This is a genomic window from Pseudomonas sp. MPFS (assembly GCF_022537035.1).
Classification (GTDB): Bacteria; Pseudomonadota; Gammaproteobacteria; order Pseudomonadales; family Pseudomonadaceae; genus Aquipseudomonas; species Aquipseudomonas sessilinigenes.
Map to the genome: position 1 here is coordinate 4,093,936 of NZ_CP066123.1, position 26,177 is coordinate 4,120,112.

The following is a 26,177-nucleotide window of genomic DNA, read 5'->3' on the forward strand; positions in this document are numbered from 1 at the left end:
GGGGTGTTTTTTCTCACCCGATAACGGATCGGGACAAGCGCCTATCGACCATCAGGCCGCTGGCAAGCTCCCGGCGTCGATCTCACCTGCGGTGCGCTCCAGCGCGCGACGGGTCTTGTCCACCAGCTCGTCGATATCCGTCCGAGTCGCCACCAGGGCCGGGGCCATGATCATCCGGCCCAGGGTCGAGCGAATGATCACCCCCTCCTCGAAACCCAGGGTGCGACAGCGCCAGGCGATGTCGTTCTCGTTGGCGAAGCGCTGGCGGCTGGCCTTGTCCTTGGCCAATTGCAAGGCGGCCACCAGACCGGTGCCCTGGATCTCGCCAATCAGCGGATGGTTGCCGAACACCTCCCGCAGACACTGCTGCAAGTACGGGCCGGTATCGTCGCGGACCCGGTCCACCACGCCCTCGTCGCGCAAGGCCTTGAGGTTGGCGATGGCCACGGCTGCCGCCACCGGGTGCCCGGAATAGGTCAGGCCGTGGGCGAACACGCCACCCTCCTCCACCAGCACCTGGGCGATGCGCTTGCCCAGCACCAGGCCGCCCATGGGCACGTAGCCGCTGGTCAGGCCCTTGGCGATGGACAGGGTATCGGGCTCGAAGCCGAAGTGCTGGTGGGCGAACCACTGGCCGGTACGCCCGAACCCGCCGATCACCTCGTCGGCGCACAGCAGCACGTCGTACTGGCGGCAAATGCGCTGGATCTCTGGCCAGTAGCTTTGCGGCGGGAAGATCATGCCGCCAGCGCCCTGGAAGGGTTCGGCGATGAACCCGACGACGTTCTCGGCCCCCAGTTCGAGGATCTTCTCCTCCAATTGCCGGGCGCAACGCAGGCCGAACTCGGCCGGGCTCAAGTTGCCCTCATGGGCGAACCAGTAGGGTTCGTCGATATGCGCGACATCCGGAATCAGCCCGCCCATTTCATGCATGAACTTCATGCCGCCCAGGGCCGTGGCTGCGAGCGTCGAGCCGTGATAGCCGTTCCAGCGGCCGATCATCACCTTCTTCTGCGGCTGGCCGAGGATCTGCCAGTAGCGGCGCACAGTGCGGATCAGCACCTCATTGGCCTCAGAACCGGAGTTGGTGTAGATGGCATGGCTGTAGTGCCCCGGCAACAGGCTGAACAGCAGTTCGGACAGCTCCACCACCGCCGGGTGGGTGGTGTGGAAGAACATGTTGTAGTACGGCAGTTGTTCGAGCTGGGCCGTGGCCGCGGCGGCCAGGTCCTTGCGGCCGTAGCCGAGGTTGGTGCACCACAGGCCGGACATGCCGTCCAGGTAGCGCTTGCCGTCGTTATCCCAGAGCTGCAAGCCTTCACCCCGGACGATCACTCGCGGACCTTCAGCATTCAGGGCCTTTTGGTCGAGGAACGCATGGATATGGTGCGCTGCGTCCAGATCCTGGTAGTCCCGGGTGCTGCGTTGCGGCTGGGGGGTATAAGCACTCATGGTCATTCTCCTGCGCTATGGGAAGGTTCATTGCAAGAACGTGGCGAAGCAGTGGAGGCGGCAGGCACCAAGGGCTCCGGGGTGAACAGCGGCTTGCGCATCACCCACTTGACCCAGAGCACGGCAATCAACGAGATCACCCCCAGAACCACACCGGCACTGCCGAAGATCCGCCCAGTCACCTCAGGTGACGGCGAGACGTGATAGATCGCAAACAGCATGCCGACGATGCCCACCACCTGGGGCCAGGGATAGAACGGCGAACGGAACGGCCGTGGTGCATCCGGGTAGCGTCGACGCAAGGCAATCACATCGATATGCACGATGATGTAGGCCAACAGCCAGGCCACTGCAGCGGCCAACAACAGCAGGCTGATGGAGTCCGGGTCCTGCCCCAGCACCAGGATCGGCAGGCCGGTGATGGCGGCGATGAACAGCACCGCCACCCAGGGCGTGCGGGTACGCCGGCTCAGGCGCTTGAACTGAGGGAAGGCCTGACCGTTCTGGGCCATGCCGTAGAGCATGCGAGGCAGTGCCGCCAGGGACGAGTTGACGGTGCTGCAGGTGGCAGTGATCACCGCCCCCACCAGGAACAACTTGCCGGACTCGCCGAACACCGTGGTGGCGAACAGGAAATGCGGCAGCGGATCGCTCACCAGCTGGTCCCGGGGAATGCACAGCAAGGCGCCGAGGCAATACAGGGTGATGACCAGGAAGATCAGGCTCAGGCCGATGATCATCGAACGCGGGATATTGCGCTCCGCCCGCTTGGTCTCCTCCACCAGCGGGCAGACGAACTCGGCGCCGACGAAGCCCCAGATGGCCATCGCCGCCAGGGCCAGGGCGCCGATGCCCATGGGGTTCCAGCCCTGCTCCAGGGACAGTTGCACACTGGCCTGGGCGCTGCTGACCGCGCCTAGCCCCAGGGTCAGGAGAATCACCACCATCACCACCGCCAACACCGTCTGCAGCTTGGCGAAGACATCGATACCCAGCAGGTTGAGCGCGGTAAAGGTGCCCAGCACGCCATAGGCCACCAGCATCGGAGGCAACGCCCCCGGGTAGACCTTGCCGATGATCAGGTCCAGGAGCAGCAACTCGGCAGACAGCGCGAACATCGCCACCACCATGTAGCCGGAGAAGGTCGCGAGGATGGCCGGAAAGTGCCCGATGGCCACCTCGGTGTAGCTGCTCAGGCTACCGGCCCGAGGTACCAGCAGGGCCAGTTCGGAAAACGACATCGCATAGGTCAGGGCCAGCAGGTAGGCCAGCAGCAAGGGGATGAAGAAGCCCAACCCGGCCATCCCGGCCCCTTGCAACATCAACACCATGACCCCCTGGGACACCACCAGGCCCACGGCCACCGAAACCAGCGAGCCCAGCCCGAGAACCCGGCGCAACCCGCCACCGGCAGCAGGCGCTGCCGCTGTGTCCAAGACATTTGCACTCATGCCACACACTCCTTTCTTATTGTTGTGAACCTGCCACCGAAGACAGGCGAGGGGGTGCCGCTCGGCACCGCAAGGCACCCGCGTAGCTCAGCGCAACTGGATCCAGGTGGTCTTGAGCTGGGTGTATTTGTCGAAGGCATGCAGCGACAGGTCGCGCCCGAATCCCGACTGGCGCCCACCACCAAAAGGCACGGTGACATCCAGGGCGTCCACGGTATTCACCGACACCGTGCCGGCGCGCAAACGCTGCGCCACGCGGTGGACACGGTTCAGGTCATCGCTCCATAACGAGGCGGCCAAGCCATAGACGCTGTCGTTGGCCAGGGCGATGGCCTGCTCTTCATCATCGAACGCCGTCACCGCCAGTACCGGGCCGAAGACCTCCTCCCGGGCGATGCTCATTGACGGGTCGACAGCGGTGAAGATGGTCGGCTCGATGTAGTTGTCGCTGCCATCGATAGACAAGCGCCGACCGCCACAGGCCAGCTGCGCGCCCTGCTGGCAGGCAGTCTCGATATGGCCCATGACACTGGCCGCCTGGCGTCGATCGACGATGGCTCCGGCACGGCTGGCCGGGTCCAGCGGATGACCCGGCTGCCAGTCCCGGGCCTTGAGGCGCAGGCGCTCGACGAACTCGTCATGGATGCTGCGCTGCACCAGCAGCCGCGAATTGGCCGAGCACACCTGGCCCTGGTTGAAGAAGATGCCGAACGCGGCCTTTTCAGCAGCCAGATCCAGGTCCTGGCAGTCGGCGAACACCAGGTTCGGGCTCTTGCCGCCGCATTCCAGCCAGACCTGCTTGAGGTTCGATTGTGCCGAGTACTGCATGAAGCACTTGCCCACGGCGGTCGAACCGGTAAACACCAGGCAGTCCACATCGGGATGCAGGCCCAGGGCACGCCCGGCCTCGCTCCCAAGGCCCGGCACCACGTTGAGCACCCCTTCCGGCAAGCCGGCCTCCAGGGCCAGCTCGGCCAGGCGCAGGGCCGAGAACGGCGACTGCTCGGCGGGCTTGAGCACCACCGAGTTGCCCGCGGCCAGGGCCGGTGCCAGCTTCCAGGCAGCCATGTCGAGGGGGAAGTTCCATGGCACCACCGCGCCAATCACCCCCAGGGCCTCACGGCGAATGGTGGCGTGGCTGCCGGTGCCGCCGGGGGCGACCTGATCATAGAGTTTGTCGATGCTCTCGGCGTACCAGGCAAAGACATTGGCAGCGCCCGGCACATCGATGTTCCAGGCGTCCATCACCGGCTTGCCCATATTCAGCGAGTCCAGCAAGGCCAACTCTTCACGATGGGCGAGCATCGACTCGGCCAGGCGCAGCAGTACCTGCTTGCGTTGCCCCGGCGCCATGCGTGCCCAGGGGCCATGCTCGAACGCCCGGCGCGCCGCGGCCACCGCCAGGTCTACCTCACTGGCGCCGCCGGCGCTGACCCGGGCCAGTACCTGGCCGGTGGCGGGGTTGATCGCATCGAAGGTGGCACCGGATGCCGCCGGCAAACGCCGACCGCCGATCAGCGCCTGGTCAATGAATGTCTGTTGGGCAGCCCGTTGCTGCCAGTAACGAAGATCGAACACGCTGCATGCCCTCGTCGGCCGTTGCCACGGCCTGGTTGTTATTGGAGTTCAAGGCGATGGTGCGTCACTGGGGAGCGGAGGAAAAATACTAAAAATATGCTCCAGTCCCATGAAAAAACTCTGTAGCCCGATGAGCCTCGACACCCCGTCGCAGAGCCCTCGCGGACGACCGCCAGGGTTTGAAGCAGCAGGCTGCGCGGGGCTGTGCCGGGGTCGGTAGACGAGGTCGATTCAGGCCGGTTGCGCCAGCCAGTCCGCCAGGCGCAGCAATAGCGCATCGCAGGCCGCGAGCTGCTCCAGGCTGATGAACTCATCCGGCTTGTGCCCCTGGTCCATGCTGCCCGGCCCGCAGACCACCGTGGGGATGCCGGCCTCATGGAACAGTCCGCCCTCGGTGCCGAAAGCCACGGTGCCGAATTCCCGGGAGCCACTGAGCAGCGCCAGCAGTTCGGCGGCCTCGCTGTCGGGCGCGGTGGCCAGCCCCGGATAGGCACTCAAGGGCTGCAGGTCGATGGCGGTATCGGCTTGCACCGCGCGCATCCCGGGCAGCAACTGCTGCTGGGCATAGTCTTGCAGCTCATCCACCACCTGCTGGGGGTCGAAGCCCGGCAGGGTGCGCACCTCGAAATCGAACTGGCAATCCTGCGGCACGATGTTCAGTGCCCGGCCGCCACGGATGATGCCGGTCTGCAGTGTGGTGAAGGGCGGATCGAACCGTCGGTCATGGTGCTGCGGCTGCGCCAAGCGGGTGCTGATCTCCCCGAGCTTGCCGATCAACCGCGCCGCGTACTCGATGGCATTGACCCCCTGGGGCGCATAGGCCGAATGGCAGGCGGCGCCCCGCACCTGGCAGCGCATGGCCAGCTTGCCCTTGTGCCCCAGCACCGGCCGCAGCTCGGTGGGCTCGCCGATCAGGCACAGCAACGGCCGGTGCGGTCGGGCCTGCAAACGGGCGAGCATCGGCCTTACGCCGAGGCAACCCACCTCCTCGTCATAGGAGAACGCCAAATGCACGGGCAACCGCAACGGCCGCCGGAGCAAGGTCGGCACCGCCGCCAGCACCGCGGCGATGAACCCCTTCATGTCTGCCGTGCCACGCCCGTACAGGCGCCCCTCGCGCTCGCTCAGCACGAAGGGCTCCACCGTCCAGGCCTGGCCATCCACCGGAACCACGTCGGTGTGGCCGGAGAGCACAATGCCGCCACGGTCGTCGGGACCGATACTGGCGAACAGGTTGGCCTTGGTGCGCTCGGGGTTGTAGATCAGCTCGCTGTCGACCCCGAGGCCCGCCAGGTAATCGCGGATAAAGGCGATCAGCTCCAGGTTGGAATCACGACTGACCGTGGCGAACCCCACCAGCCGTGCCAGCAGTTCGCGGCTCGACGGATCATTCATTGCCCGGCACTCCATAGCTGGGGGCCGCCGTGGGGTCCAGGGCCCGGGCCAGGTAGTCCTGCATCTGCGGGCGATAGGCTTGCCACAGGTCATTGAGCTGGCCGATGGGGTCTTCCTCGGCCCAGTCCACCCGCAGGTCGACCACAGGCCAGGTCAAGTCGTCCACCACCATCAGCGCCGCCGAATGCACCGGCCCGGCCTCGCCGCCGGCGCGCATCGCGGCGTGCATGGCCGCCAGCAAGCGCTCGGCGAGCATCCCCGGGGTGCCCTCGAAAGCCCGGACCATGGCGTCGATGACCTCGGTCCCGGCCAGCAGGTTGCCGGCCGCCACGCACTGCTCGCCCGCCAGGGCGTTATGGGTGCCCAGGGCCTGCTGGCCGCTGAACAGTGCGGTGCGCCCCTGGTCGTCGATCACCGTGACCTGGCGGTACTGGCTCCAGCCATTGCGCCCCAGGGCCTGTTGCAACGCCTGCTGCGGTTCCAGCTTGTGGCTCTCCAGCAGATCGAGGATCTGCGGCCCGAGGGCCGGCAGGGTGACATTCTGGGTGGCCACAGCCCCGACCCCGGCCCGCACCCAGGGACAGCGCGCGCCCACGGCGATGCTCGAGGAACTGATGGCAATGCCCAGCTGGCCGGTTTCGGCGCAGCGCCCAACGATGGAAAAAGTCATGGCAACTCCTTGGCCCCAAAAGGCCCCTGGGACGCGCCGAGCGGCGCCGCCGAACTCCACAGCGCGGCACTCACTCGGGAATCACCGCGATCACGTCGATCTCCATCAGCCACTGGGGCTGGCCCAGGGCCGCGACCACCAGGCCGGTGGAGATCGGGAACACGCCCTTGAGCCACTTGCCCACCTCCTGGTAGACCGGCTCGCGATAGCGCCGATCGGTGAGGTAGGTGGTGGTCTTGACGATATGGGCCAGCTCGCTGCCGGCCTCCTCCAGCAACTGCTTGACGTTTTTCATCGCCTGCTCGGCCTGGGCCCGTGGATCGCCGAGCCCCACCAGGTTGCCGGCGAAATCGGTGCCCACCTGGCCCCGGACATACACCGTGTTGCCGGCGCGTACGGCCTGGCAGAGGTCGTTGTCCAGGGTCTGGTTGGGATAGGTGTCCTTGGTGTTGAACATGCGGATACGGGTATGGACTGGCATCAACGGGCTCCCACGGAACTGAAGGTATGGACGCTGGACCCGGCCGGCTCGCTGCCGTAGGCCTGGTACTTGCGCTGGGTGGCGATGTGATCGGCGATGTGCTTGGCGTCGTGCCAGACACCCCAGATGAACGACGAGCCGCGCCGCGACAGCCATGGCAGGCCGAGGAAGTAGATCCCCGGCTCGCGGGACACGCCGCGCTGGTGCAAGGGCTTGCCCTGCTCGCTGAAGGTGTCGACCTGCAACCAGGAAAAATCCACGGCATAACCGGTGGCCCAGATGATCGAGGTGATACCGGCGGCCTGCAGGTCCAGCTCGAGGATCGGCCGCGTCACGCACTCTGGGTCCGGCAGGCGTCGCCGGGCCTCGGGTTCGGCCGGCAGGTCGAGACCGTTGCGGGCGATGTAGGCGTCGGCGGCATCCAGCAGGGCCAGGTAGTTCTCGTCGCCACGGGCCAGGTTGTCCACCAGGTCGGCCTGGAAGCTCACCCGATCGCCTTCAAAGGCCTTGGTCAGCCCCACCAGGGTGATGCCTTGGTGGGCCAGGGCACGGAAGTCGATGGTCTGGCCGCCACGGGCGCCACTGACAGCGATAGTCACGTGTTCGCGACCGGGCTTGGCGATCTCGGCGTCCCACTCCCCCAGGACCCCGAGCCACCAGCAGAAATCACGACCACGGTAGGCGCGCGGCGGCCGGTCGTGGGCGCCCACCGACAGGTAAACCGGGCGGCCGGCACGTTGCAGCTCATCGGCGATCTGCACCCCGGACGATCCGGCGCCTACCACCAGCACCGCGCCTGCCGGCAGTTGCCGGGGATTGCGGTAGTCGGCGGAGTGGATCTGCAGGAGCCCAGTGTCGACAGGAGCGATGGGCGGGATCACCGGACGCTGGAACGGCCCGGTGGCCGCCACTACGCGATTGGCCTGGATCGATCCCATGGACGTCTCGACCGTGAAGCCGGGGCGACCGATGTTGCGTTGTACCTGGCGTACTTCGACACCGGTACGGATCGGCGCGTTGACCTGGCGGGCATAGGCTTCGAAATAGTCGGCCACCTGGTCCTTGGCGGCGAAGGCGTCGGGGTGCAGGTCGAATTCCAGCCCCGGGAAACGGTCGTGCCAGGCCGGGCCGTTGGCCACCAGGGAGTCCCAGCGGCCACTGCGCCAGGCCTCGGCGATGCGCTTGCGCTCCAGCACCAGGTGCGGCACGCCCAGCTTGCCCAAGTGTTCGCTCATGGCGACTCCGGCCTGGCCTGCGCCTACCACCAGGGTATCCACGTGTATTTGTTCAACGCTCATGTCTGTGTCCTTCTGCGAGACGGTGGACGCCAGCGCAAGGCTGGACGCTCTGTTCAGAACCCGGGTGTAAGTCGGATGCGGCAGATGGTGCGGCAGACATCAGCGAAGGAAAATTACTAAATATGTGCTCGCTGGAGAGCAAAAAACGAGGCAGCTTGCGCGGGATCGCCCGGCGGTCGCTACGCGCCCGTACGCAGCCGGCGCCAGCGCCTACAGGGCCTGCCTCGATGATCGGGTCCATGCCTGTGGTCGCCGCCGCGACAAGGCCCGCTGGGCCTTCGGACACCGCCCTGCCCGATGCAATCGGGGCCGTCCGGCGAAAATCCATTTCCGTGCTTTCGATCTGTGGACACTGAAGGCACAATGCGTACCTTTTTGGCTGGCCCTGCCGGAGATCGCCCAATGATCAAGACGCCTTATTACCTCATCGACAAACAGAAGCTGCTGGTCAACATGCAGAAGATCGCCTATGTGCGCGAGCAATCCGGCGCCAAGGCCCTGCTGGCCCTCAAGTGCTTCGCCACCTGGTCGGTGTTCGACCTGATGCAGCAGTACATGGACGGCACCACCTCCTCGTCGCTGTACGAGCTCAAGCTGGGCCGGCAGAAGTTCGACGGCGAGACCCATGCCTACAGCGTGGCCTGGGCCGACGATGAGATCGAGGAAATGCTCGATAACTGCGACAAGATCATCTTCAACTCCATCGGCCAGTTGCAGCGTTTCGCCGAACAGTCCGCCGGCAAGGTCCGCGGCCTGCGGGTCAACCCCCAGGTAAGCAGCTCCGACTACCTGCTGGCCGACCCGGCTCGTCCGTTCAGCCGCCTGGGCGAATGGGACCCGGCGAAGATCGAGCAAGTGATCGAGCAGATCAGCGGCTTCATGTTCCACAACAATTGCGAGAACGGCGACTTCGGCCTGTTCGACCAGATGCTGAACCACATCGAGGAGCGCTTCGGCCACCTGCTGCACAAGGTCGAATGGGTCAGCCTCGGCGGCGGCATCCACTTCACCGGCGAAGACTATGCCCTGGATGCGTTCTGCGCCCGGCTCAAGGCCTTCTCCGAAAAATACGGCGTGCAGGTGTACCTGGAGCCCGGCGAAGCGGCGATCACCCAGAGCGCCTCGCTGGAAGTGACCGTGCTCGACACCCTGTACAACGGCAAGCAACTGGCGGTGGTGGACAGCTCCATCGAAGCGCACATGCTCGACCTGCTGATCTACCGCCTCAACGCCAAGATGGCCCCCAACGACGGCGAGCACACCTATATGGTCTGCGGCAAGTCGTGCCTGGCCGGCGACATCTTCGGCGAGTACCCATTCGAGCGTCCGCTGGCCATCGGCGATCGACTGTCGTTCGTTGACGCGGCGGGTTACACCATGGTCAAGAAAAACTGGTTCAACGGTCTGAAAATGCCGTCCATCGTCGTGAAACAACTCGACGGTAGTGTCGAAGTGGTTCGCGAGTTTGGTTTCGAAGACTATCTGTCCAGCCTTTCCTGAACGGGCAGGTAATTAAGGAGAAATAAGTAAATTGAAGAAGAATGTTCTTATCATTGGTGCAGGAGGTGTCGCCAAGGTGGTGGCCCACAAGTGCGCGCAGCACAACGACGAACTCGGTCGTATTGCTATCGCGTCGCGCAACATCTCCAAATGCCAGGCCATCATCGAAAGCGTAAAGGCCAAGGGCAGCCTCAAGGTGCCCGCCGATATCCAGGCCTTCTCGCTTGACGCTCTGGATGTCGAGGCGACCAAGGCGCTGATCCGCGAGACCGAATCGCAGATCGTCATCAACGTCGGTTCCGCCTTCCTCAACATGTCGGTGCTGCGTGCCTGCATCGATACCGGTGTGGCCTACCTGGACACCGCGATCCACGAAGAGCCGGGCAAGATCTGCGAGACCCCGCCGTGGTACGGCAACTACGAGTGGAAACACCTCGAGGAGTGTCAGCAGAAGAACGTCACCGCCATCCTCGGCGTGGGCTTCGATCCGGGCGTGGTCAACGCCTACGCTGCCCTGGCCAAGCAACAGCATTTCGACCGCATCGACTCGATCGACATTCTCGACGTCAATGCCGGTTCCCATGGCAAGTATTTCGCCACCAATTTCGACCCGGAAATCAATTTCCGCGAATTCACCGGACAGGTGTGGAGCTGGCAGGACAGCCAGTGGACCAGCAACACCATGTTCGAAGTCAAGCGTACCGACGACCTGCCAGTGGTGGGCTCGCAAAACCTGTACCTGACCGGCCACGATGAAGTGCACTCGCTGTCCAAGAACCTGCAAGTGCCCAACGTGCGCTTCTGGATGAGCTTCGGCGAACACTACATCAACGTGTTCACCGTGTTGAAGAACCTGGGCCTGCTCTCCGAGCAGCCGGTCAAGACCGCCGAAGGCCTGGAAGTGGTGCCGCTCAAAGTGGTCAAGGCCGTACTGCCCGACCCGGCTTCCCTGGCCCCGGGCTACACCGGCAAGACCTGCATCGGCGACCTGGTCAAGGGCACCAAGGACGGCCAGCCGCGCGAGGTGTTCATCTACAACGTGGCCGACCACGAGCAAGCCTACGCCGAGACCGACAGCCAGGGCATTTCCTACACCGCTGGCGTACCGCCAGTTGCCGCCGCCCTGCTGGTGGCCCGTGGCGAGTGGGATGTGCAGCGCATGGTCAACGTCGAGGAACTGGCCGCTGAGCCATTCCTCAAGGCGCTGGACGTGATGGGCCTGCCGACCCGCATCAAGGACGAGCACGGCGACCGTCCGTGGGACGCCGCCATCTAAGGTAGTCCCGAACGCAGGGGGCGCCCACCGCGGCGCCCCCTGCCCCGCCGGCGACACATCTTTCGTTTGTGCGCCGCTTTTGCATTTCCGTGCGACAGTTCCCCTTTCCGGGGCTCCCGCAGCCCTCCTGCGCAGTGTTAGCTTGGCAAGGTTTCTGTCTGGCCTATCAGACATTCCCTACCCACCTCCTGCAAAGGAATGCCCTGCGTAATGGACTTTTCCCTTAAGCACCTGGCCACGGCCACCCTGATGCTCGCCAGCCTGTCGGTGTTCGCCAACGTCGCCCAGGCCAACATCACGCCGCAACAGAGCGCGGCCATCCTCAAGAACTTCAACGACGCCTCGGTCAAGGACTTCCGCCAGTTCATCGGTGAGGTCGCCAAGAGCCAGCCGGGCAAGAGTGCCCACCTGGCCCCGGCCATCGATGGCTTCCTGGCCGGCAAGACGCTCTCGGCCGAGCAGCAGAACGAGATCCACCGCCTGCTCGGGCTCTATGCCCGGGTCAAGTACGGCAAGGCCGCCACTGAAACCCTGCGCGAACTGGTGGCCATCCCCACCTTCCGCGTGGACGGCGTGCCCCAGCACGAGAACCCGGAATTCCTCAAGATCGCCGAGAAGATCAAGGGCCTGGCCCAGGACTTCGGCCTGGCGTTTCGCAATGTCGACAACCGCGTCTACGAGATCTCCCTGACCGGCAGCGGCGACGAAGTAGTGGGCATCCACGCCCACGCCGACGTGGTGCCGGTCACCCCGCAGAACTGGGTGCTGCAGGACGGTACCCGGCTCGACCCGTTCAAGGTCACGCTGATCGGCGACCGGATGTACGGGCGCGGCACCGAGGATGACAAGAACGGCATCGTGGTGGCGCTCTACGCCATGAAGATCGTCAAGGAAGAAAAACTGCCCCTGGCCCGCAACTTCAAGCTGCTGGTGGATACCACCGAGGAAACCAGCGGCGATGCCATCCCCTACTACTTCGAACACAACCCGGTGCCCAACTACAACTTGGCGCTCGATGGCGGCTACCCGGTGGTGATCGCCGAGAAAGGCTACGGCACGGTGATGGCGACCTTCCCCCAGCGTGCCGCCGAGGGCAAGGGCGCGCAGATCACCCACTTGACCGGCGGGCTGGCCACCAACCAGATCCCCTCCACCTCGGTGGCGACCCTGACCAGCGAGCAACCGGGCGAACTGGTTGCCAGCCTGCAGAAGGCCGGCGCCGATTACGTCAAGCGCCACGGTGGCGACTTCAAGATCGATGCCCGGGTAGAAGGCAAGGACGTGCTGCTGACCGTCACTGGCGTGTCCGCCCACTCCTCCGAACCCGAGTCCGGGGTCAACCCGGTGGCGCGGATGCTGGACTTCGTCCACGGCCTGGAGGGCAAGGTGGCGCTCAAGCACAACCAGTTCACTGACGCCGCGCACTACCTCGCCGACAACTGGGGCCTGGACTATGAAGGCAAGAAGCTGGGCGTGGGTTTCTCGGATGCCTTCATGGGCCCGCTGACCACCTCCCCGACCCTGGTCAGCGTGGATGACAAGGCACTGAAGGTCGCGGTGAACCTGCGCGTGCCCAAGGGCAAGGCGCCAGAGGCGCTGAAGGCGCAGATCAGCGACAAGCTGGAGGCCTGGAGCAAGCAGAACCAGGTGGCGGTGCAGTTCAATACCTCGGTCGCCGCGCCGATGTACCGCAACCCCGAGGGCGAATGGGTCAAGGCGCTGCTGGACGTGGCCAGCGAGAACCTGGGCATGGCCCACACGTTCGGCACCTCCGCTGGGGCAACCTCGGTACATGAACTGCCCAACGGCGTGCAATTCGGCCTGGCGCGTCCGGAGGTGAAATACACCGGCCACACCGACAACGAGTTCAAGACCGTGGAGCAGTTCCTGCTGGACCTGCAGATCGTCACCGAGATGGTCGGCCGGGTCGGACAGTTGCCCAAGCTCTAGCCGTCCCCTTGGCACTGGCCCCTGCGGCCAGTGCGCCTGCCTCAGTCGCCCGCAGCGTCCTGCACCGGGCGGCTGACATCCCGCAGCACCGCGATATAGCCCCGGTAAAGGTTCTCCACCGGCAGCAGCCCTCGGGCCGCCAGCTGGCGATGGGCGCTGCGCAGGTGATAGAAGGGTATGCGCACGTAGAGATGGTGTTCGATGTGGTAGTGGATCCCGTGGGGGCCGAAGACGAAGGTCTGCCAGTTGGGCGCCACGATGCTGCGGGCGTTCTGGCTCTGGTCGGCGTTGGCGGGCAAGCCCGCATGCTCGAGGATCGCCCGCACGCGCCCCATCAGCGGCAACAAGGTAATGGCCGGCAGCAACCACAACCCCAGGTAGAGCCATGGGTGCCCGGACCAGGCCAGCAGTCCCAGCAGCACGCCATTGCCCAGCAGCATCGACAGGACTTCCCCGAACACTTGGCGCGCCGACTTGTCGACCTTGGGCAGGCAGTGGCGGTAGTCGCCGCGAGCCAACCTGAAGGCGCTGATGAAGTACCCCACCCCACACAGGTCCGCCGCCAGCCGCAAGGCCAAGCGCCGCCGAGGCAGCGGATAGTCCCCGATGCCGAACACCGCCACCACCGGGTCATCGTGCAGCATGGGCTGGCGATGATGCTTGAGGTGCCCGGCCCGATAGGTGCGCAGGGAAAGGAACAACGGACCGGCGGCCAGCCATTGGCCGACCAGGTCATTGGCCGACTGACGACGCAACAGCACGCCATGGGCGCTCTCGTGCATGATCACCGCCAGCGCCAGCTGGCTGCGGGCGATGACCAGCGCCGCCAGCAGGTACGTCAGGGGGTGCGGCCAATAGGCGGCGCAGGCGAATGCCACACCGATCAGGCCCCAGTCGGCCAGCAACGCCAGCAGGCCGATCCAGGGCTTGAGGACGAACCACTCGGCGGCGGGGGTAAAGGCGCGCAATGCCAGGTTGGCCCCGGCACGCGATTCAAGCTGGGACACGGCGAATGCTCCCTTGTCGGTGAGTGGCCAAGGCGCAGGCCAGGGCCAGTAGCAGGCCGCCAGCGACGTCGACCAGGGTGTGCTGCTTGAGGGTCAGGGTCGACAGGCAGATCAACAGGCCGCTGCCGGCGACCAGCCATTTGCCACACCGGCCCCACAGTGCTCGGCAGGCCAGGCACGTCACGGTGACATGCAGGCTGGGAAAACCATTGCAGGCCAGGTCCAGTTGCCACATCCGGCTCAGTCGCTGCTGCAGGAAGCCGCTGCCGAGCACGCCGAGATCCGGCCGGGGCACCTGCTCGGGAAACAGCCAGAAGCACAACAGGCCCACGACGAAGGCGATGCCGGTAGCGTTGCGCAAGGCCTTGAAGCCCTGTTGGCTGGCGTAGGCCGCCGCCAACAGGACAAAGGGAAAGAACAGCACGTAAAGGAACCAGGACTGGGCCACGAAAGGAATCAGCTCATCCAGCGGCGTGACCCAGTGATAGCGCGGCGTGACCAGGCGCTGCAGGCCGATGAACGCGCCCAACCCCAGCAGCAAGCCGAACGCCGCCGCCAGGGCCTGCCGAGGATTGGCGGACCCGAGACGCGACCAGGAGCCGGTCATGGCTGTCGGCTCGCCACGGGCATGGGGGCATGGCGATTCAAGACGGCGCCCTCACAAGCCAAGCAGGTGGTTGGCCCAGGCATCGATCCGTGCCTGGGCCCGCTGGTTGCCCGACACCACGTCAGGCGCTGGGGCGGCCGCGCTCAATTGCTGCGCCGCCGCGCTCACCTGGCGCCGAAAGTCGGCAATGTCGCCGCGCCAGGTCACTACCCGGTGCAGCAGTTGCAACTGGCTGGCCCGGGCGGCATTGCTGGTCTGCTCCGGCTGGTCGCTCACCACCAGGATGATCGGCCGCTGGTAGACCCGGGCGATGGACAGCGCCGCCATGCCCGGTGCCGATACCAGCAGTTGCGCCCGGGCCGCGCGGCTGGCCCAGTGCGGGTCGACTCCGAGCCAGCCGTTACGCCCGGCATACCCTTCGCCCACCAGGTGTCGATCCAGGCCGGCATCGCCCAGGCCGGCCTCCAGGGCGTCGGCCAGCCCGGGTTCGCGAAAGTGCGGGTTGAGGTACACCGCCGCGCCCACCGTGAGCTCCTCCGGCAACGCCTCGGCCAGGGCCACCGGGGTCGGCAGGCGATACAGCGCTCGGGCCACGGTATCGTCGACCTCGTAGGCAAAATCGTGCTCGATGCGCCCCCGCGCGGCATCGATCTGGCGCCCGACGATCCACGCGAACAACCGCCCGAACTGCCGTGGCCACATGCCGTCGAAGTTGTTCAGCAACGCCACCTTCAGGCTCGCGCCGTACACATGCACCACCTTGCGCCGCCAGCCCGGCAACATGCCCATGTACAGCAACGCCGGGTGGAAGGAGTCGTTGACCACCAGCTCCACGCCACGCAAACGGCGCCGCAGCTGGAGGATATCGCGCAGCATCCGCCCGGGACGGAACAGGTACTGGGCAACATTGCGATTGGTGGCCCGGCGCAGCATGTTCTGCTGGCTGTCGAACTGCACCGCATAGTGGCGGGACAGGACCTCGGCCTGGACCCCGAAACTGTGCAGGAAGCGCTGGCCCTGGTCCGACGTGGTCAGCACCTCGACCTGGGCGCCGGCCGCGCGCAGGGCATGCACCAACAACTGCGCGCGCATCAGGTGGCCACGGGCATCGGCGGTGGCGAGATAGAGAATGCGTGGAGTCATCGAATGGCGCCGTGCCCACCGCCCAGCACCCAGCCGGCCAGGTACATCGCCAGGGCACCGGTCACGCCAAAGCTCGCATCGACCCGGCGGATATCCTTGAGCAGGCGCGCCAGATGCACGGTTTCATGGGGGGCGACAATGCGTTGCAAGGTACCCTGGCACAAGCGCACATGGGCCTTTTCATCGGCCAGGACCTGCGACAGCAACGGATACAGCCGATGCTCGGCGCCGATGACCGCGCAGTGGCGGCTCAGCACCCGTTGCGCCATCTGTTCGGCACACAGGCCGGTGGCATAGGCCGGCACCAGCAGGCCATGCTCGAAATGCCCCACATAGCGGCGGGCCAGGCGCTGCCAGCGCAGGATCTTGCGCCGGCTGAGCCAATCCGGCTCCAGGCGTGCCGTACCTTCGCCGCCACGTTCGCCCAGGGCCGCGGCGAACAGCGTCACGTGCCGTTGCTCATCGGCCAGGTGCCGCTCGACCTGGCGCTCGAGCCAGGGTGGCGACTGCGGCAGCAACTCATCCAGCAGCGCACGTTCGGTGGCATCCTCCCCGGCCAGGTAGATGCGCAGCAGCAGGCGCTCCCCACGCACGCTGCGATGCAAGCGCTGCAGGGCGAGGCGCTTGATGCGGTCCACCAGGCGCGCCTGCACGGCTCCCAGCCCACGGGGCCGGGGCATGTCCAGGCAACTGAAGTCCGCTTGGCTTGCAAGCGCTTCGCCGGCACTCATGGCACGGACTGCTCGGTGTCCACGCCTTGGGTCGCAGTGGTGGCCGCCTGGGCGCTGCGATGCCAGGCCAGGATCAAGCCGATGAAGCTGTCACGCATGAAGGCCGTACCGCTGGCAGTGGCCCCGGGGAAACTTTGCTCCTGGCCGTTGTAACGCAGGTAGCCCTTGCCATTGACCGCGCCCAGCTCCAGGCGGTCGTGCTTGCGCAAGCCACGCTGGCGCACGTCCTCGAGCAAGGGGCTGTCCTCCAGGCCGAAGACGAACAACTGGCGCTGGACCACCCACCGCGGAATCTGGCCGCTCAAGGCTTGCAGGTTGAGATTCCAGGTGCCCTGCTCCAGCACCTGGTCCAGCGGCAGGCTGCCTGGTTGCCTCGAGCTGAAGCGGGCACGCATCAGCGACTTCGAGACCCGCCCGACCCCCAGGCCGATGGTGATGTCATCGGCCGTCGGATTTTCCCCCTCGCTGGGACGCACCACCACCAAATAGCTGGCGACCCGGGCGGCGATCGATGGCTGCGCCAGGACCTTGCGCGCCAGCTCGGGATTGAGCAGCACGTACTCGTCACGCCCCTGGTGGACGCTGATCTGGTAAGGGTCCAGGGCGATATCCCGGAAGGTGCCACGCACCGGGGCATGTACATAGGTGTCGGCCTTCCAGGTCTTGCCCGAGCGCCGCACCAGTACCTGCAAGCTCAAGGGCACGCGCTGGCCGTCACTGGCGATGCCGCTGCCATGCAGCAGCACGTCGCCGATCACGCCCTTGCCGGCATGCTGGGCCTCGACGCTGAACACTATGGTGCGCGCCTGCGGGTCAACGCTGGCCCGTGCGTCCGCCACGTCCAGGGCCAGGCGGTTGCAGTCCTGCGCGGCGCCGCCCTGCACCGTCGCACAGCCACTACCGGAGACGAAGTGCAGCACGCTGCGGCCACTGATTTCGCTGGACGCGGCGCTGGCCGGGACGGCGCACGACAACCATGCCAGGCACGCCAGGGAGGAGCCGAATGCGGCCAGGGGTTTCATGCTCATGGGAACTTCCTGTAGGGGCGCCAAGGGGGGCGGCGCGGATCAATCCAGCTGGCGGTGATAGGACAGGGCTTGCCCCTGGCGCGCGCTGGCACGGCCGATGTTCAACCCCAGCCCGCGGACCAGCGCACCGGCGCTATCGAGGGACGAGATACCGAGTATCGCCAGGATCGCACCCAGGCGCCGCCGGCCATGCACGGCCGGCAGGTCCTGGTGGTTGAGCGCGCGCAGGCTGTAGCCCACGCGCCCGAGCATCACGCACAAGGGGCCGATAGGTCCGCTGCGTCCAAGCCACTGCAACCAGCCCGGCATATAGGCACGCACCAGGTAGGGGGTCAGGTCGACACTGTCGCCACCGCGCAACCAGCGCAGCTTGAACACTTCGCCACGGCTGTCGGGCAACCGGTGCTCGGTATGGGCCGCCGGAACGTAGCGTACCGCCACCCCCGCCGCTTGCAGGCGCAGGCCCATGACCTGGCAGTGGGCACGGTAGACGCCGTCCAGCGGCTGGTAGCGATACTGCTCGAAGGTGGCACAACGAAAGGCCACGTTGTTCGCGTAGAAATTGCGGGTCGCCCGGGCACCGAGTGGGCTGGGGAAGTACATGAAGTCGATGGTGGTCAACGCGCTGCCGACCACGCTCGGGGCATAGCTGGTGCGCCCGGCGACGGCCAGGGGCGCATCCGCCTCGGTGAAGGGTAAGAGCAACTGTTCCAGCCAGTGGCTGGCGGGAAGGCAGTCGGCATCGGCGAACACCACGTACTGGCAGCGCGCCTGGTCGACCGCCTCGAAACCGATATTCTTGGCCTCGTAATAACCGGTGCGGGGATCGATCTCGACGAACTCCAGCACTCGCCCGGCCAGTGCGCACAGCGCCTCCCGGGCCGCTTGCCCGAGGCCATCGTGGGTGATGACCCATTGGCCGAGCGATTGCGGGCAGAGGCTCTGGCGAGCCAGGCGGGCGACCAGGTGCTTGAGGCTGTCCAGGGCCTGCGCCGCGTCCTTGCCGCCGCGCAGGTTGTTGGTTTCCAGCACCAGCGCGGTCCCGCTGGCGATCGCTGCCAGGGTCCCGGCATCACAGGCGGGCTGTTGCGACATCCGGGTCGTCGATTGTTGGCTATCCATGGCGCGGTATCTCAGGAAAAGGCAGGGCTGCCGGGCTTCAGGGGCGCAATCACAGCATTATTCCGGGGATTATTCAAACGGCGGATTCGCCGTCCCGCCCGTGTTGGCGAAGGACCGCGCCAGGTGCTCCATCACCAGGCGCATGCGCGTGGTATGCCGCAGGTCCTGGTGGGTGACCATCCACACCTCATATGGCTTGCCGGCCGTGCGCCCGGGCCAGATCCGCTCCAGGCCGTCACGCCGGCCCATCTCGATGGGGATCTCGCTGATGCCCAGGCCCTGGGCGATGGAGCGCCGCAGCAACATGTTGGAGTTCACCGCCATCACCACCCGGGCCTGGTCGATGGGCTCGTCGAGCAAAGTCGGTTGCGCACGATCCCGCCAATACGGCTCGTACATCACCAGGTCATGGCCCTTGAAGCCGGTGCCTGGCTCGGGCTGGCCATGGCGCTCCAGGTATTCGTGAGTCGCGAACAGGCCCATCGGCCACTCGGCCAGCTTGCGCAGGATCAGGTCGGGATTGTCCGGACGCAGGTTCCTGATGGCGATATCGGTTTCGCGTCGTGACAGGTTGACCACCTCGGAGGTGCTGTTGAGCACGATGCGGATATCCGGGTGCGCAAGGTGCAGCGCCTTGAGTGCCGGCATCACGAAATCACAGGCCAGGGAGTCGGTGGTGGAGATCCGTACTTCGCCGGCCAGTTCGTTATCCATCCCCCCGGTGCGCCGGATCAGCTCCAGGGCCATCTGCTCCATCTTCCCGGCCATCGCGAACGCCATTTCGCCAACGCTGGTCAGCTGGTAGCCGGCCGGAGTGCGCAGGAACAGGGTCGATCCCAGGTCCGCCTCCATGGCCGCGATACGCCGCCCCACCGTGGCCTGGTCCACGTGCAGGACCCGCGCCGCACGGCGCAAGGTCAGCTCGCGCCCGAGGGCCAGCAGGACCCGTGCATCATCCCAGTTCATTCAAGATTTCCCCATGAAGAATCATTGCAACACAGCCTCGCAAAATCGCCGCACGCCGGCACCGGCCCGCTTGCGTAACCTTTGCCCACCCCAGCCCGAACGGCCGGCATCCACCTTACCAGGACCCATTTATGAGCCATTTCCATAGTGCGCCAGAGGCGCAGATGACCGTTATCGAGATCACCCGGCCGGGTGATCCCCAGGTATTGAAACCTGCCCGCCGGGCGGTGCCTACCCCTGGCCCACGGGAGATTTTGATCCGGGTCCACGCCGCCGGCGTCAACGGCCCCGACCTGCTGCAGCGCAAGGGCCTCTACGATCCGCCAGCCGGCGCCTCGGACATCCCGGGCCTGGAAATCGCCGGGGAAGTCGCGGCCCTGGGCAGCGAAGTGACGCGCTTCAGCGTGGGCGACCCGGTGATCGCCCTGGTCACTGGCGGCGGCTACGCCCAGTACACGGTCGCCGACGAACGCACCACCATGCACCTGCCCGGCGGCCTGTCGATGATCGAAGCCGCGGCGCTGCCCGAGACCTTCATGACCGTGTGGGTCAACCTGTTCCAGCGCGGCCAGTTCAAGACCGGCGAATCGCTGCTGGTGCATGGCGGCGCCTCCGGCATCGGCACCACGGCGACCATGCTGGCCAAGGCCCTGGGCGCGTCGAAGATCTTCACCACGGTCGCCAATGCACAACAACAGGCGGCCAGCCTGGCCCTGGGTGCCGACGTGGCCATCGACTACAACCGCGAGGACTTCGTCGAGCAAGTGATGCTCGGGACCGAGCAGCTTGGGGTCGACGTCATCGTCGACATCATTGCCGGGGACTATGTGGCGCGTAACTTCCAGGCCGCGGCGATGAACGCGCGGATCGTGCAGATCGGCGTGGTCAAGGGCCCGGCGACCCAGGTCGACCTGTTCCCGATGCTGGTCAAGCGCTTGACCCACATGGGCTCGACCCTGCGCTCGCGCAGCCCAGAGGACAAGGCCGGGATCATCGCCGAGCTGGAATCCAAGGTCTGGCCCCATGTCCAGAGCGGCGCGGTCAAGCCATTGATCTTCAAGACCTTCGCCTTGACGGATGCCGACCAGGCCCACGCCCTGATGGAGTCCGGCCAGCACATCGGCAAGGTGGTGCTGACCGTCGCCCACTAACCCCGGAGCCCAGGCCGAGGTTGTCCATGGCGACCTCGGCCGTGCCCTGCCCGGCAACCCGGCTACGGCTCCTGGCGGCCAGGCACGGCGTCCAATTCGCCGTTGCGCACCGCCACCTTGATGGCTTGTGCGGTGGTACTGGCGCCCAGGCGCCGACGCGCCGCCCGCAGGTGGTTTTCCACGGTGCGCCCGGACAACCCCAGCGTCACGGCAATATCGGCCTGGCGCTTGCCGGCGGCGGTCCAGGCCAGGACTTCACGCTCCCGATCCGACAACTGCCTGGACGGGTCGCTGACGGCCACCTCCAGCAACCGCCGTGCGGCACAGAACGCCGCACTGGCGACGCTGCCCAACATCAGCCGAACCCTGGGGCTGCTGTCGATCCGCTCACCGCCCAAGCTCATGGCGCCCTCCAGGCCCAAGGGACCGAACACCGGCACCTGCAGGCCATGCAGGCCGGCGCCCTGGGGGCGGCGGACCACCTGGTAGCGGTCCCCGCGCTTGCTCCAGAAGAACGGCTCGCGTGCCTCCAGGATATGCCGGGTGACCGGGCAGCGGCGCACGTAGGTCGCGGCATCGACCACCTGGCCGTCGCCGAACCAGTCCCCCTCGACCCAGTAGATGCGCTCGAGCACCTCGTCCCTGGCCGATGAGGCGGAAAACAGTACGAAACGGTCATAACCGAAAGGGCCCGCCAGGCCCCGCACCAGCGCCTGGATCGCAGGCAGCGCCGTGGCGCGCTCCAATTCCAGGACGCTGTGCAGGGCCGCTTCAGCGCTGGTCGCAGTCACCCGGCCGCTACCGCTTGCAGCAACGCGGTGGCCGCCAGCTTGCCCAGGGAGTTGCCCGCCAGCGGGCTGTCGCCGGTGAGCAGCTTGCGGTCCTGGTGCACGGCCCCGGAGATGTCCTGGTTGAGGATCTCGATCCCCAGGGCGGACAGCTGCTCGCCGAACTTCCAGGTCAGGTGGCCGGGCATGTAGCCGATGGCCGGGGTCTGGGCGTCCAGGGCGTCGGGGAAGGCGCAGATGCGGTAACCGTTGAACAGGCAGGAGTCCCTGGTCTCGCCCAGCCCGGCAGCCAGCAATGCCGCGGGGCCGTGGCACAAGGAAATGACGAACTTGTCGTTGGCCATGGCCCATTGCAGGAGTTTTTTCACCTCGGCACTTTCGGGCAGGCCGATCAGCGCGCCATGGCCGCCGGGAATGAACACCCCGATGTAGTCGGAATCGGCGCCCAGGGCGTTGTCCAGGACCTCGGCCAGCTTCAAGGGTTGCTTGAACTGGTCGCGGTACTTGGCATACAGGCCTTTGACCTCGACATCTTCCGAGGGCATGGCCCAGAACTCGAACTTGACCGGGTTGCCCGACAAGGTGGCGATATCAAAACCGAAGCCGGCCTTGTCCAGGTGGTACATGGGCAGCAGGGTTTCCACCGGATGATTGCCGGTGGAGAACATCGTGCCGTTGTCGGTCAGCAGGTAACGCTCGTCCGCACCAATCACCAGCACCTTCCAGCGTCCACCGGTATAGGGCCGCTGGTAGTCGGCACCACTGAGGTCGGAGTGGGCGGAAGTGAATTGGCTTAGCGAATACGGCGAGGGGAAAAACGCATTGTCCTCGGCCGGATCCGGCGTCGGGCGTTTGTCGTCGGTGAGGGTATGGTTCATGGCTTGCTCCATTGTGCAGGGCGAATTCCATCATCATTGTAGGAAAGCACGTAGGCAGCAATGAGGGTTTTCCCTCAAGTCGAGCATCGTCAGAAGAGGTTGTCGCTATCAGGAGGCTGTTCGATTACGCCGTCACAGCATCGGCGCCGGAAACACGGGCCAGACGACTCCAGCACCTCAACTAGAGGCCATCAGCCTTGAACTCATCAGCAAAGAAGTCATAAACCTCGACTACATCCTCGTTGTCGCTTTCCTTGCATTTGCTCACGAAAACAGCTTTCAGATCGAAGTAATCCAACTCCAGCAACAGCTCAGCGACCCTCATGTACACATAATAATCTTCGGCTTCGAGATACCCGCTCAAACTGGACGCAAGTTTTTCCTTGAGCAGACCATTCTTCCTGAACTTATGCAGCACACTTCTGGCGAGAGGCACATTACCTATATCACCTTCTATCGCTGCATCAATAATTCCCGGAAGCAAATCATCAAGCTCATTATCCGCAAACACATCATCCCGGATAAACCTGAGAGCGGTTCCCTGCTCCAAACGGTCCGCGAGGGCCAACGACAACTCGCTGATAAAGCCCGCAGAATGCCTAAACTCATGGCAGGCTGAAAACAGCTCCATCTCTGCTCCTGACAAGCGAAGCCATTCTTTTGAATACGTACTTTCACTCGCCATTCTTCACTTCCACACCACTGCATTGAACATCACGAGATGAGCGCACCAAGCCAGGTGAACGCTAAGTGCATTCATGGGGCCATCTTCAAACCAAGACCATTGAATGATTGCACCCCCTTGCTTGACTTGAGGCTCTTGTTCAGAGGCCAAGGCCGGAACACCATTCTATTGGATACTTGAACTAGCTTGGTTGGCGATATGGCCACGCCAAGACCATTAACATCGCCAATGGCATATGCCTGGGCCTGCGGGAGTCCGGTGCGTGCTGGGTATGGATGAGTGGATGCATCATCATGCCGGGAAATCCCGCAGCCATGGCAGGTAGACGCTTTGCCGACAGGGATGATTTTTCGCCTGGCAGACCCACTGAGCGAGCGGCCTGGGAATGCCCCGCTGCGGCAGCGCGGGCCTGTATTTCGGGCATAAAAAAAGCCACTCGGTTGAGTGGCTTTTTTTGAATTTGGAGCGGGAAACGAGACTCGAACTCGCGACCCCGACCTTGGCAAGGTCGTGCTCTACCAACTGAGCTATTCCCGCATCGTCTTGGTGTTGCGCATTCTATAGAAACCAGAATCTACGTCAACCCCTTGATTCAAAAAAACTTATTTTTTATCGCCGTCGATTTTCAAATGCGGCCATGCGGCACGAAGGTATTGCTGCATCGACCACAAGGTCAGGCCTGCCGCCACCATCAGCAGGATATAACCCAGCAATACCCAGAAGCTGAAGACCGAGGGATTGGCCAGCAGGATTACCAGCGCCAGCATCTGGGCCGCGGTTTTCCACTTGCCCATGTTGGACACCGCCACCTGCGCCCTGGCGCCAAGTTCGGCCATCCACTCGCGCAGGGCCGAGACCACGATCTCGCGCCCGATGATCACCGCTGCCGGCAAGGTCAGCCACAGGTTGGCGTGCTCCTGCACCAGCAACACCAGGGCCACCGCCACCATCAGCTTGTCGGCCACGGGATCGAGGAACGCGCCGAACGGCGTGGTCTGCTGCAGGCGTCGAGCCAGATACCCGTCTAGCCAATCCGTAGCGGCTGCGAAGGCGAACACTGAACTGGCTGCCATGTAGCTCCAGCTATAAGGCATATAGAACAGCAGTATGAAGATCGGGATAAGCAGGACGCGTAGAACGGTGATCAGATTAGGGATATTCATCGGCACAACTGGCTACGAGGTGATTGGGCATTCTACTCGCTGTGCAGGTTTGCATAAATCAACTCTGCAAGCTTTTTACTGATTCCCGGGGCCTTGGCAATCTCATCGATGCTGGCACGGGACAGCTCCTGCAATCCACCAAAATGTTTAAGGAGATCACGCCGGCGTGTTGGCCCGACACCTGCGACCCCTTCCAGGGTCGAGGTGCGTCGGGCCTTGCCACGTCGGGCACGGTGACCGGTGATGGCGAATCGGTGAGCCTCATCGCGAATTTGCTGGATCAGGTGAAGCGCTGGCGAGTCGCCCTTGAGCGTGAACTCATGGGCCGCATCGTTCAGGTAGAGGGTCTCGAAACCGGCCTTGCGCGTCGCGCCCTTGGCCACACCGAGGAGAATCAAGTCAGGCACGGCCAATTCATTGAGTACATCGCGAGCCATGGAGAGCTGCCCCTTGCCACCGTCGACCAAGAGAATATCCGGCAATTTGCCCTCCCCATCCTTGAGCCTGCTGAAGCGTCGGGTCAGGGCCTGGTGCATCGCCGCATAGTCGTCACCCGCAGTGACGCCCTCGATGTTGTAACGACGGTAGTCGGACTTCAACGGACCTTCCGGGCCAAAGACCACACAGGAGGCGACAGTCGCCTCGCCGCTGGAGTGACTGATGTCGTAGCACTCCAGGCGCTGCGGCGGCTCGTCCAGGTTCAGCACCTCGGCCAATGCCTCGAAACGGGCGGCCACATGTTGCCGGTTGGCCAGGCGCGCCCCCAGGGCCTGCTCGGCATTGGTCACTGCCAGTTGTTGCCAGCGAGCACGCGTGCCACGGACCCTGTGACTGATGGTCAATTCGCGACCGCGTAGCTCGTCAATGGCAGCGATCAGGATCGGGAAGTCTTCATGGGTCACATTGACGATCAGCTCGGATGGCAAGTCCCGCTCGGGACTGCTGACAAAGTACTGCCCCAGGAATGCCAGCATGACCTGAGCAACATCCTCCTCGATACCGACCTGTGGGAAGAAGTTCTTGCTGCCCAGCACTCGCCCGCCACGCACACTGATCAGGTGCACGCAAGCGCCGCCCGGGTTGACGAAAGCCGCCACCACATCGACATCACCGGTACCGCCTTCCATGCTCTGCTGGTCCTGGACTCGGCGCAGCAAAGCAATCTGGTCGCGCAATTCGGCGGCTTTTTCAAAATCCAGGGTGCTGGCGGCAGCTTCCATGGAGCTGGACAATTCGTCGCTCAATGCGTTGCTGCGCCCCTCGAGGAACATCACCGAATGGCGCACATCCTCGGCATAGACCTCAGGCTCCACCAAGCCCACGCAGGGCCCTTTGCAGCGCTTGATCTGGTATTGCAGGCACGGCCGGGTACGGTTCTTGTAGTAGCTGTCCTCGCACTGGCGAACCTGGAAGGTCTTCTGCAGCAGGCTGAGGCTCTCACGGATCGCACCGGCACTAGGATAAGGCCCGAAGTATTTGCCCTTGAGCTTCTTCGCCCCACGATGAATGCTGAAACGCGGAAAGTCGCCATCCGAAAGAAATACATAGGGATAGGACTTATCGTCGCGCAACAGGATGTTGTACGGCGGTCGCCACTCCTTGATCAGCGTCTGCTCCAGCAGCAGCGCCTCGGTCTCGTTGGCGGTGATGGTGGTTTCGATCTGGGCGATGCGCGCCACCAGGGCGGCGGTCTTCGGTGCCTGGCCGGTCTTGCGAAAGTAGCTGGAGAGGCGGTTCTTCAGGTTCTTGGCTTTACCCACGTAGAGCAGGCGTGCATCGCTGTCGAACATGCGATACACACCGGGGCGGCCACTACAGGTAGAAAGAAAAGCACTGGGATCAAACAGGTCGGTCATT

23 protein-coding genes and 1 tRNA gene are annotated in these 26,177 nt (G+C 64.7%); 4 read left to right on the forward strand and 20 right to left on the reverse strand.

What is annotated here, in order from left to right; translation table 11 throughout:
• Positions 1–51 precede the first annotated feature (51 nt).
• The 7 genes from I9018_RS18670 to I9018_RS18700 form a co-directional block, all read right to left on the reverse strand.
• Positions 52–1,452, reverse strand: coding sequence for an aspartate aminotransferase family protein (locus tag I9018_RS18670; RefSeq protein WP_241107164.1), 1,401 nt, complete (start codon positions 1,450–1,452; stop codon positions 52–54).
• A gap of 2 nt (positions 1,453–1,454) precedes the next feature.
• Positions 1,455–2,903, reverse strand: a complete 1,449-nt coding sequence (locus I9018_RS18675; protein WP_241107165.1) for an APC family permease — start codon at positions 2,901–2,903, stop codon at positions 1,455–1,457.
• Positions 2,904–2,990: 87 nt separating this feature from the next.
• Complete coding sequence (locus tag I9018_RS18680; RefSeq protein ID WP_241107166.1) at positions 2,991–4,481, reverse strand: aldehyde dehydrogenase; 1,491 nt, start codon at positions 4,479–4,481, stop codon at positions 2,991–2,993.
• Between the two features lie 231 nt (positions 4,482–4,712).
• Positions 4,713–5,876 (reverse strand): acetylornithine deacetylase, encoded by a 1,164-nt coding sequence (gene argE / locus I9018_RS18685; protein WP_241107167.1) that lies wholly within the window; start codon positions 5,874–5,876, stop codon positions 4,713–4,715.
• The gene (locus I9018_RS18690; RefSeq protein ID WP_068580870.1) at positions 5,869–6,546 is read right to left on the reverse strand and encodes a DUF1028 domain-containing protein; all 678 of its coding nucleotides are present in this window, start codon (positions 6,544–6,546) and stop codon (positions 5,869–5,871) included. Before I9018_RS18690 ends, argE begins: the two co-directional genes overlap by 8 nt.
• A 70-nt stretch (positions 6,547–6,616) precedes the next feature.
• Positions 6,617–7,027, reverse strand: coding sequence for a RidA family protein (locus tag I9018_RS18695; RefSeq protein WP_241107168.1), 411 nt, complete (start codon positions 7,025–7,027; stop codon positions 6,617–6,619).
• Positions 7,027–8,325, reverse strand: coding sequence for an NAD(P)/FAD-dependent oxidoreductase (locus I9018_RS18700; protein WP_241107169.1), 1,299 nt, complete (start codon positions 8,323–8,325; stop codon positions 7,027–7,029). The genes I9018_RS18695 and I9018_RS18700 overlap by 1 nt, the downstream gene beginning before the upstream one ends.
• A 402-nt stretch (positions 8,326–8,727) precedes the next feature.
• Between I9018_RS18700 and nspC the strand changes: the two genes are divergently transcribed.
• The 3 genes from nspC (at position 8,728) to I9018_RS18715 (ending at position 13,051) form a co-directional block, all read left to right on the forward strand.
• Positions 8,728–9,825: a carboxynorspermidine decarboxylase gene (gene nspC / locus I9018_RS18705; RefSeq protein ID WP_241107170.1), complete on the forward strand. Its 1,098-nt coding sequence runs from the start codon at positions 8,728–8,730 to the stop codon at positions 9,823–9,825.
• A 31-nt stretch (positions 9,826–9,856) separates the two neighbouring features.
• Entirely contained in the window at positions 9,857–11,101 is a 1,245-nt protein-coding gene (locus I9018_RS18710; RefSeq protein WP_241107171.1) for a saccharopine dehydrogenase family protein, read from the forward strand.
• A 210-nt stretch (positions 11,102–11,311) separates the two neighbouring features.
• A complete protein-coding gene (locus I9018_RS18715) occupies positions 11,312–13,051 on the forward strand; it encodes a dipeptidase (RefSeq protein WP_241107172.1) in 1,740 nt (579 codons plus the stop codon).
• 41 nt (positions 13,052–13,092) lie between these two features.
• Here I9018_RS18715 and I9018_RS18720 read toward each other — a convergent pair whose 3' ends face one another.
• The 7 genes from I9018_RS18720 to I9018_RS18750 form a co-directional block, all read right to left on the reverse strand.
• Positions 13,093–14,058 carry a fatty acid desaturase family protein gene (locus I9018_RS18720; RefSeq protein WP_241107173.1) on the reverse strand — a complete coding sequence of 322 codons (966 nt, stop codon included), beginning with the start codon at positions 14,056–14,058 and terminating at the stop codon, positions 13,093–13,095.
• Positions 14,045–14,665, reverse strand: coding sequence for a phosphatase PAP2 family protein (locus I9018_RS18725; protein WP_124347912.1), 621 nt, complete (start codon positions 14,663–14,665; stop codon positions 14,045–14,047). The genes I9018_RS18720 and I9018_RS18725 overlap by 14 nt, the downstream gene beginning before the upstream one ends.
• A 51-nt stretch (positions 14,666–14,716) precedes the next feature.
• Positions 14,717–15,808: a hypothetical protein gene (locus I9018_RS18730; RefSeq protein ID WP_241107174.1), complete on the reverse strand. Its 1,092-nt coding sequence runs from the start codon at positions 15,806–15,808 to the stop codon at positions 14,717–14,719.
• On the reverse strand, positions 15,805–16,539 hold the full coding sequence (locus I9018_RS18735) for a diiron oxygenase (protein ID WP_241107175.1): 735 nt from the start codon (positions 16,537–16,539) through the stop codon (positions 15,805–15,807). The genes I9018_RS18730 and I9018_RS18735 overlap by 4 nt, the downstream gene beginning before the upstream one ends.
• Positions 16,536–17,567, reverse strand: coding sequence for a hypothetical protein (locus I9018_RS18740; protein WP_241107176.1), 1,032 nt, complete (start codon positions 17,565–17,567; stop codon positions 16,536–16,538). Before I9018_RS18740 ends, I9018_RS18735 begins: the two co-directional genes overlap by 4 nt.
• A gap of 39 nt (positions 17,568–17,606) precedes the next feature.
• On the reverse strand, positions 17,607–18,689 hold the full coding sequence (locus tag I9018_RS18745) for a glycosyltransferase family 2 protein (RefSeq protein WP_241107177.1): 1,083 nt from the start codon (positions 18,687–18,689) through the stop codon (positions 17,607–17,609).
• A gap of 69 nt (positions 18,690–18,758) precedes the next feature.
• A complete protein-coding gene (locus tag I9018_RS18750) occupies positions 18,759–19,655 on the reverse strand; it encodes a LysR family transcriptional regulator (RefSeq protein WP_241107178.1) in 897 nt (298 codons plus the stop codon).
• A 164-nt stretch (positions 19,656–19,819) separates the two neighbouring features.
• Between I9018_RS18750 and I9018_RS18755 the strand changes: the two genes are divergently transcribed.
• Complete coding sequence (locus I9018_RS18755; RefSeq protein ID WP_241110169.1) at positions 19,820–20,806, forward strand: NAD(P)H-quinone oxidoreductase; 987 nt, start codon at positions 19,820–19,822, stop codon at positions 20,804–20,806.
• Positions 20,807–20,868: 62 nt separating this feature from the next.
• Here the strand turns inward: I9018_RS18755 and I9018_RS18760 are convergent, their stop codons facing one another.
• From I9018_RS18760 to uvrC, 6 genes are all read right to left on the reverse strand, one after another.
• Complete coding sequence (locus I9018_RS18760) at positions 20,869–21,597, reverse strand: PA1136 family autoinducer-binding transcriptional regulator (protein WP_241107179.1); 729 nt, start codon at positions 21,595–21,597, stop codon at positions 20,869–20,871.
• A complete protein-coding gene (gene hchA, locus I9018_RS18765) occupies positions 21,594–22,472 on the reverse strand; it encodes a glyoxalase III HchA (protein ID WP_068580909.1) in 879 nt (292 codons plus the stop codon). Before hchA ends, I9018_RS18760 begins: the two co-directional genes overlap by 4 nt.
• A 181-nt stretch (positions 22,473–22,653) precedes the next feature.
• Positions 22,654–23,157, reverse strand: a complete 504-nt coding sequence (locus tag I9018_RS18770; RefSeq protein WP_241107180.1) for a hypothetical protein — start codon at positions 23,155–23,157, stop codon at positions 22,654–22,656.
• A 461-nt stretch (positions 23,158–23,618) separates the two neighbouring features.
• Positions 23,619–23,694: transfer RNA gene (locus I9018_RS18775), tRNA-Gly, on the reverse strand.
• Between the two features lie 65 nt (positions 23,695–23,759).
• Positions 23,760–24,320 (reverse strand): CDP-diacylglycerol--glycerol-3-phosphate 3-phosphatidyltransferase, encoded by a 561-nt coding sequence (pgsA, locus tag I9018_RS18780; RefSeq protein ID WP_068580280.1) that lies wholly within the window; start codon positions 24,318–24,320, stop codon positions 23,760–23,762.
• A gap of 32 nt (positions 24,321–24,352) precedes the next feature.
• Positions 24,353–26,176 carry an excinuclease ABC subunit UvrC gene (gene uvrC / locus I9018_RS18785; RefSeq protein ID WP_068580282.1) on the reverse strand — a complete coding sequence of 608 codons (1,824 nt, stop codon included), beginning with the start codon at positions 26,174–26,176 and terminating at the stop codon, positions 24,353–24,355.
• Position 26,177: the final 1 nt, after the last annotated feature.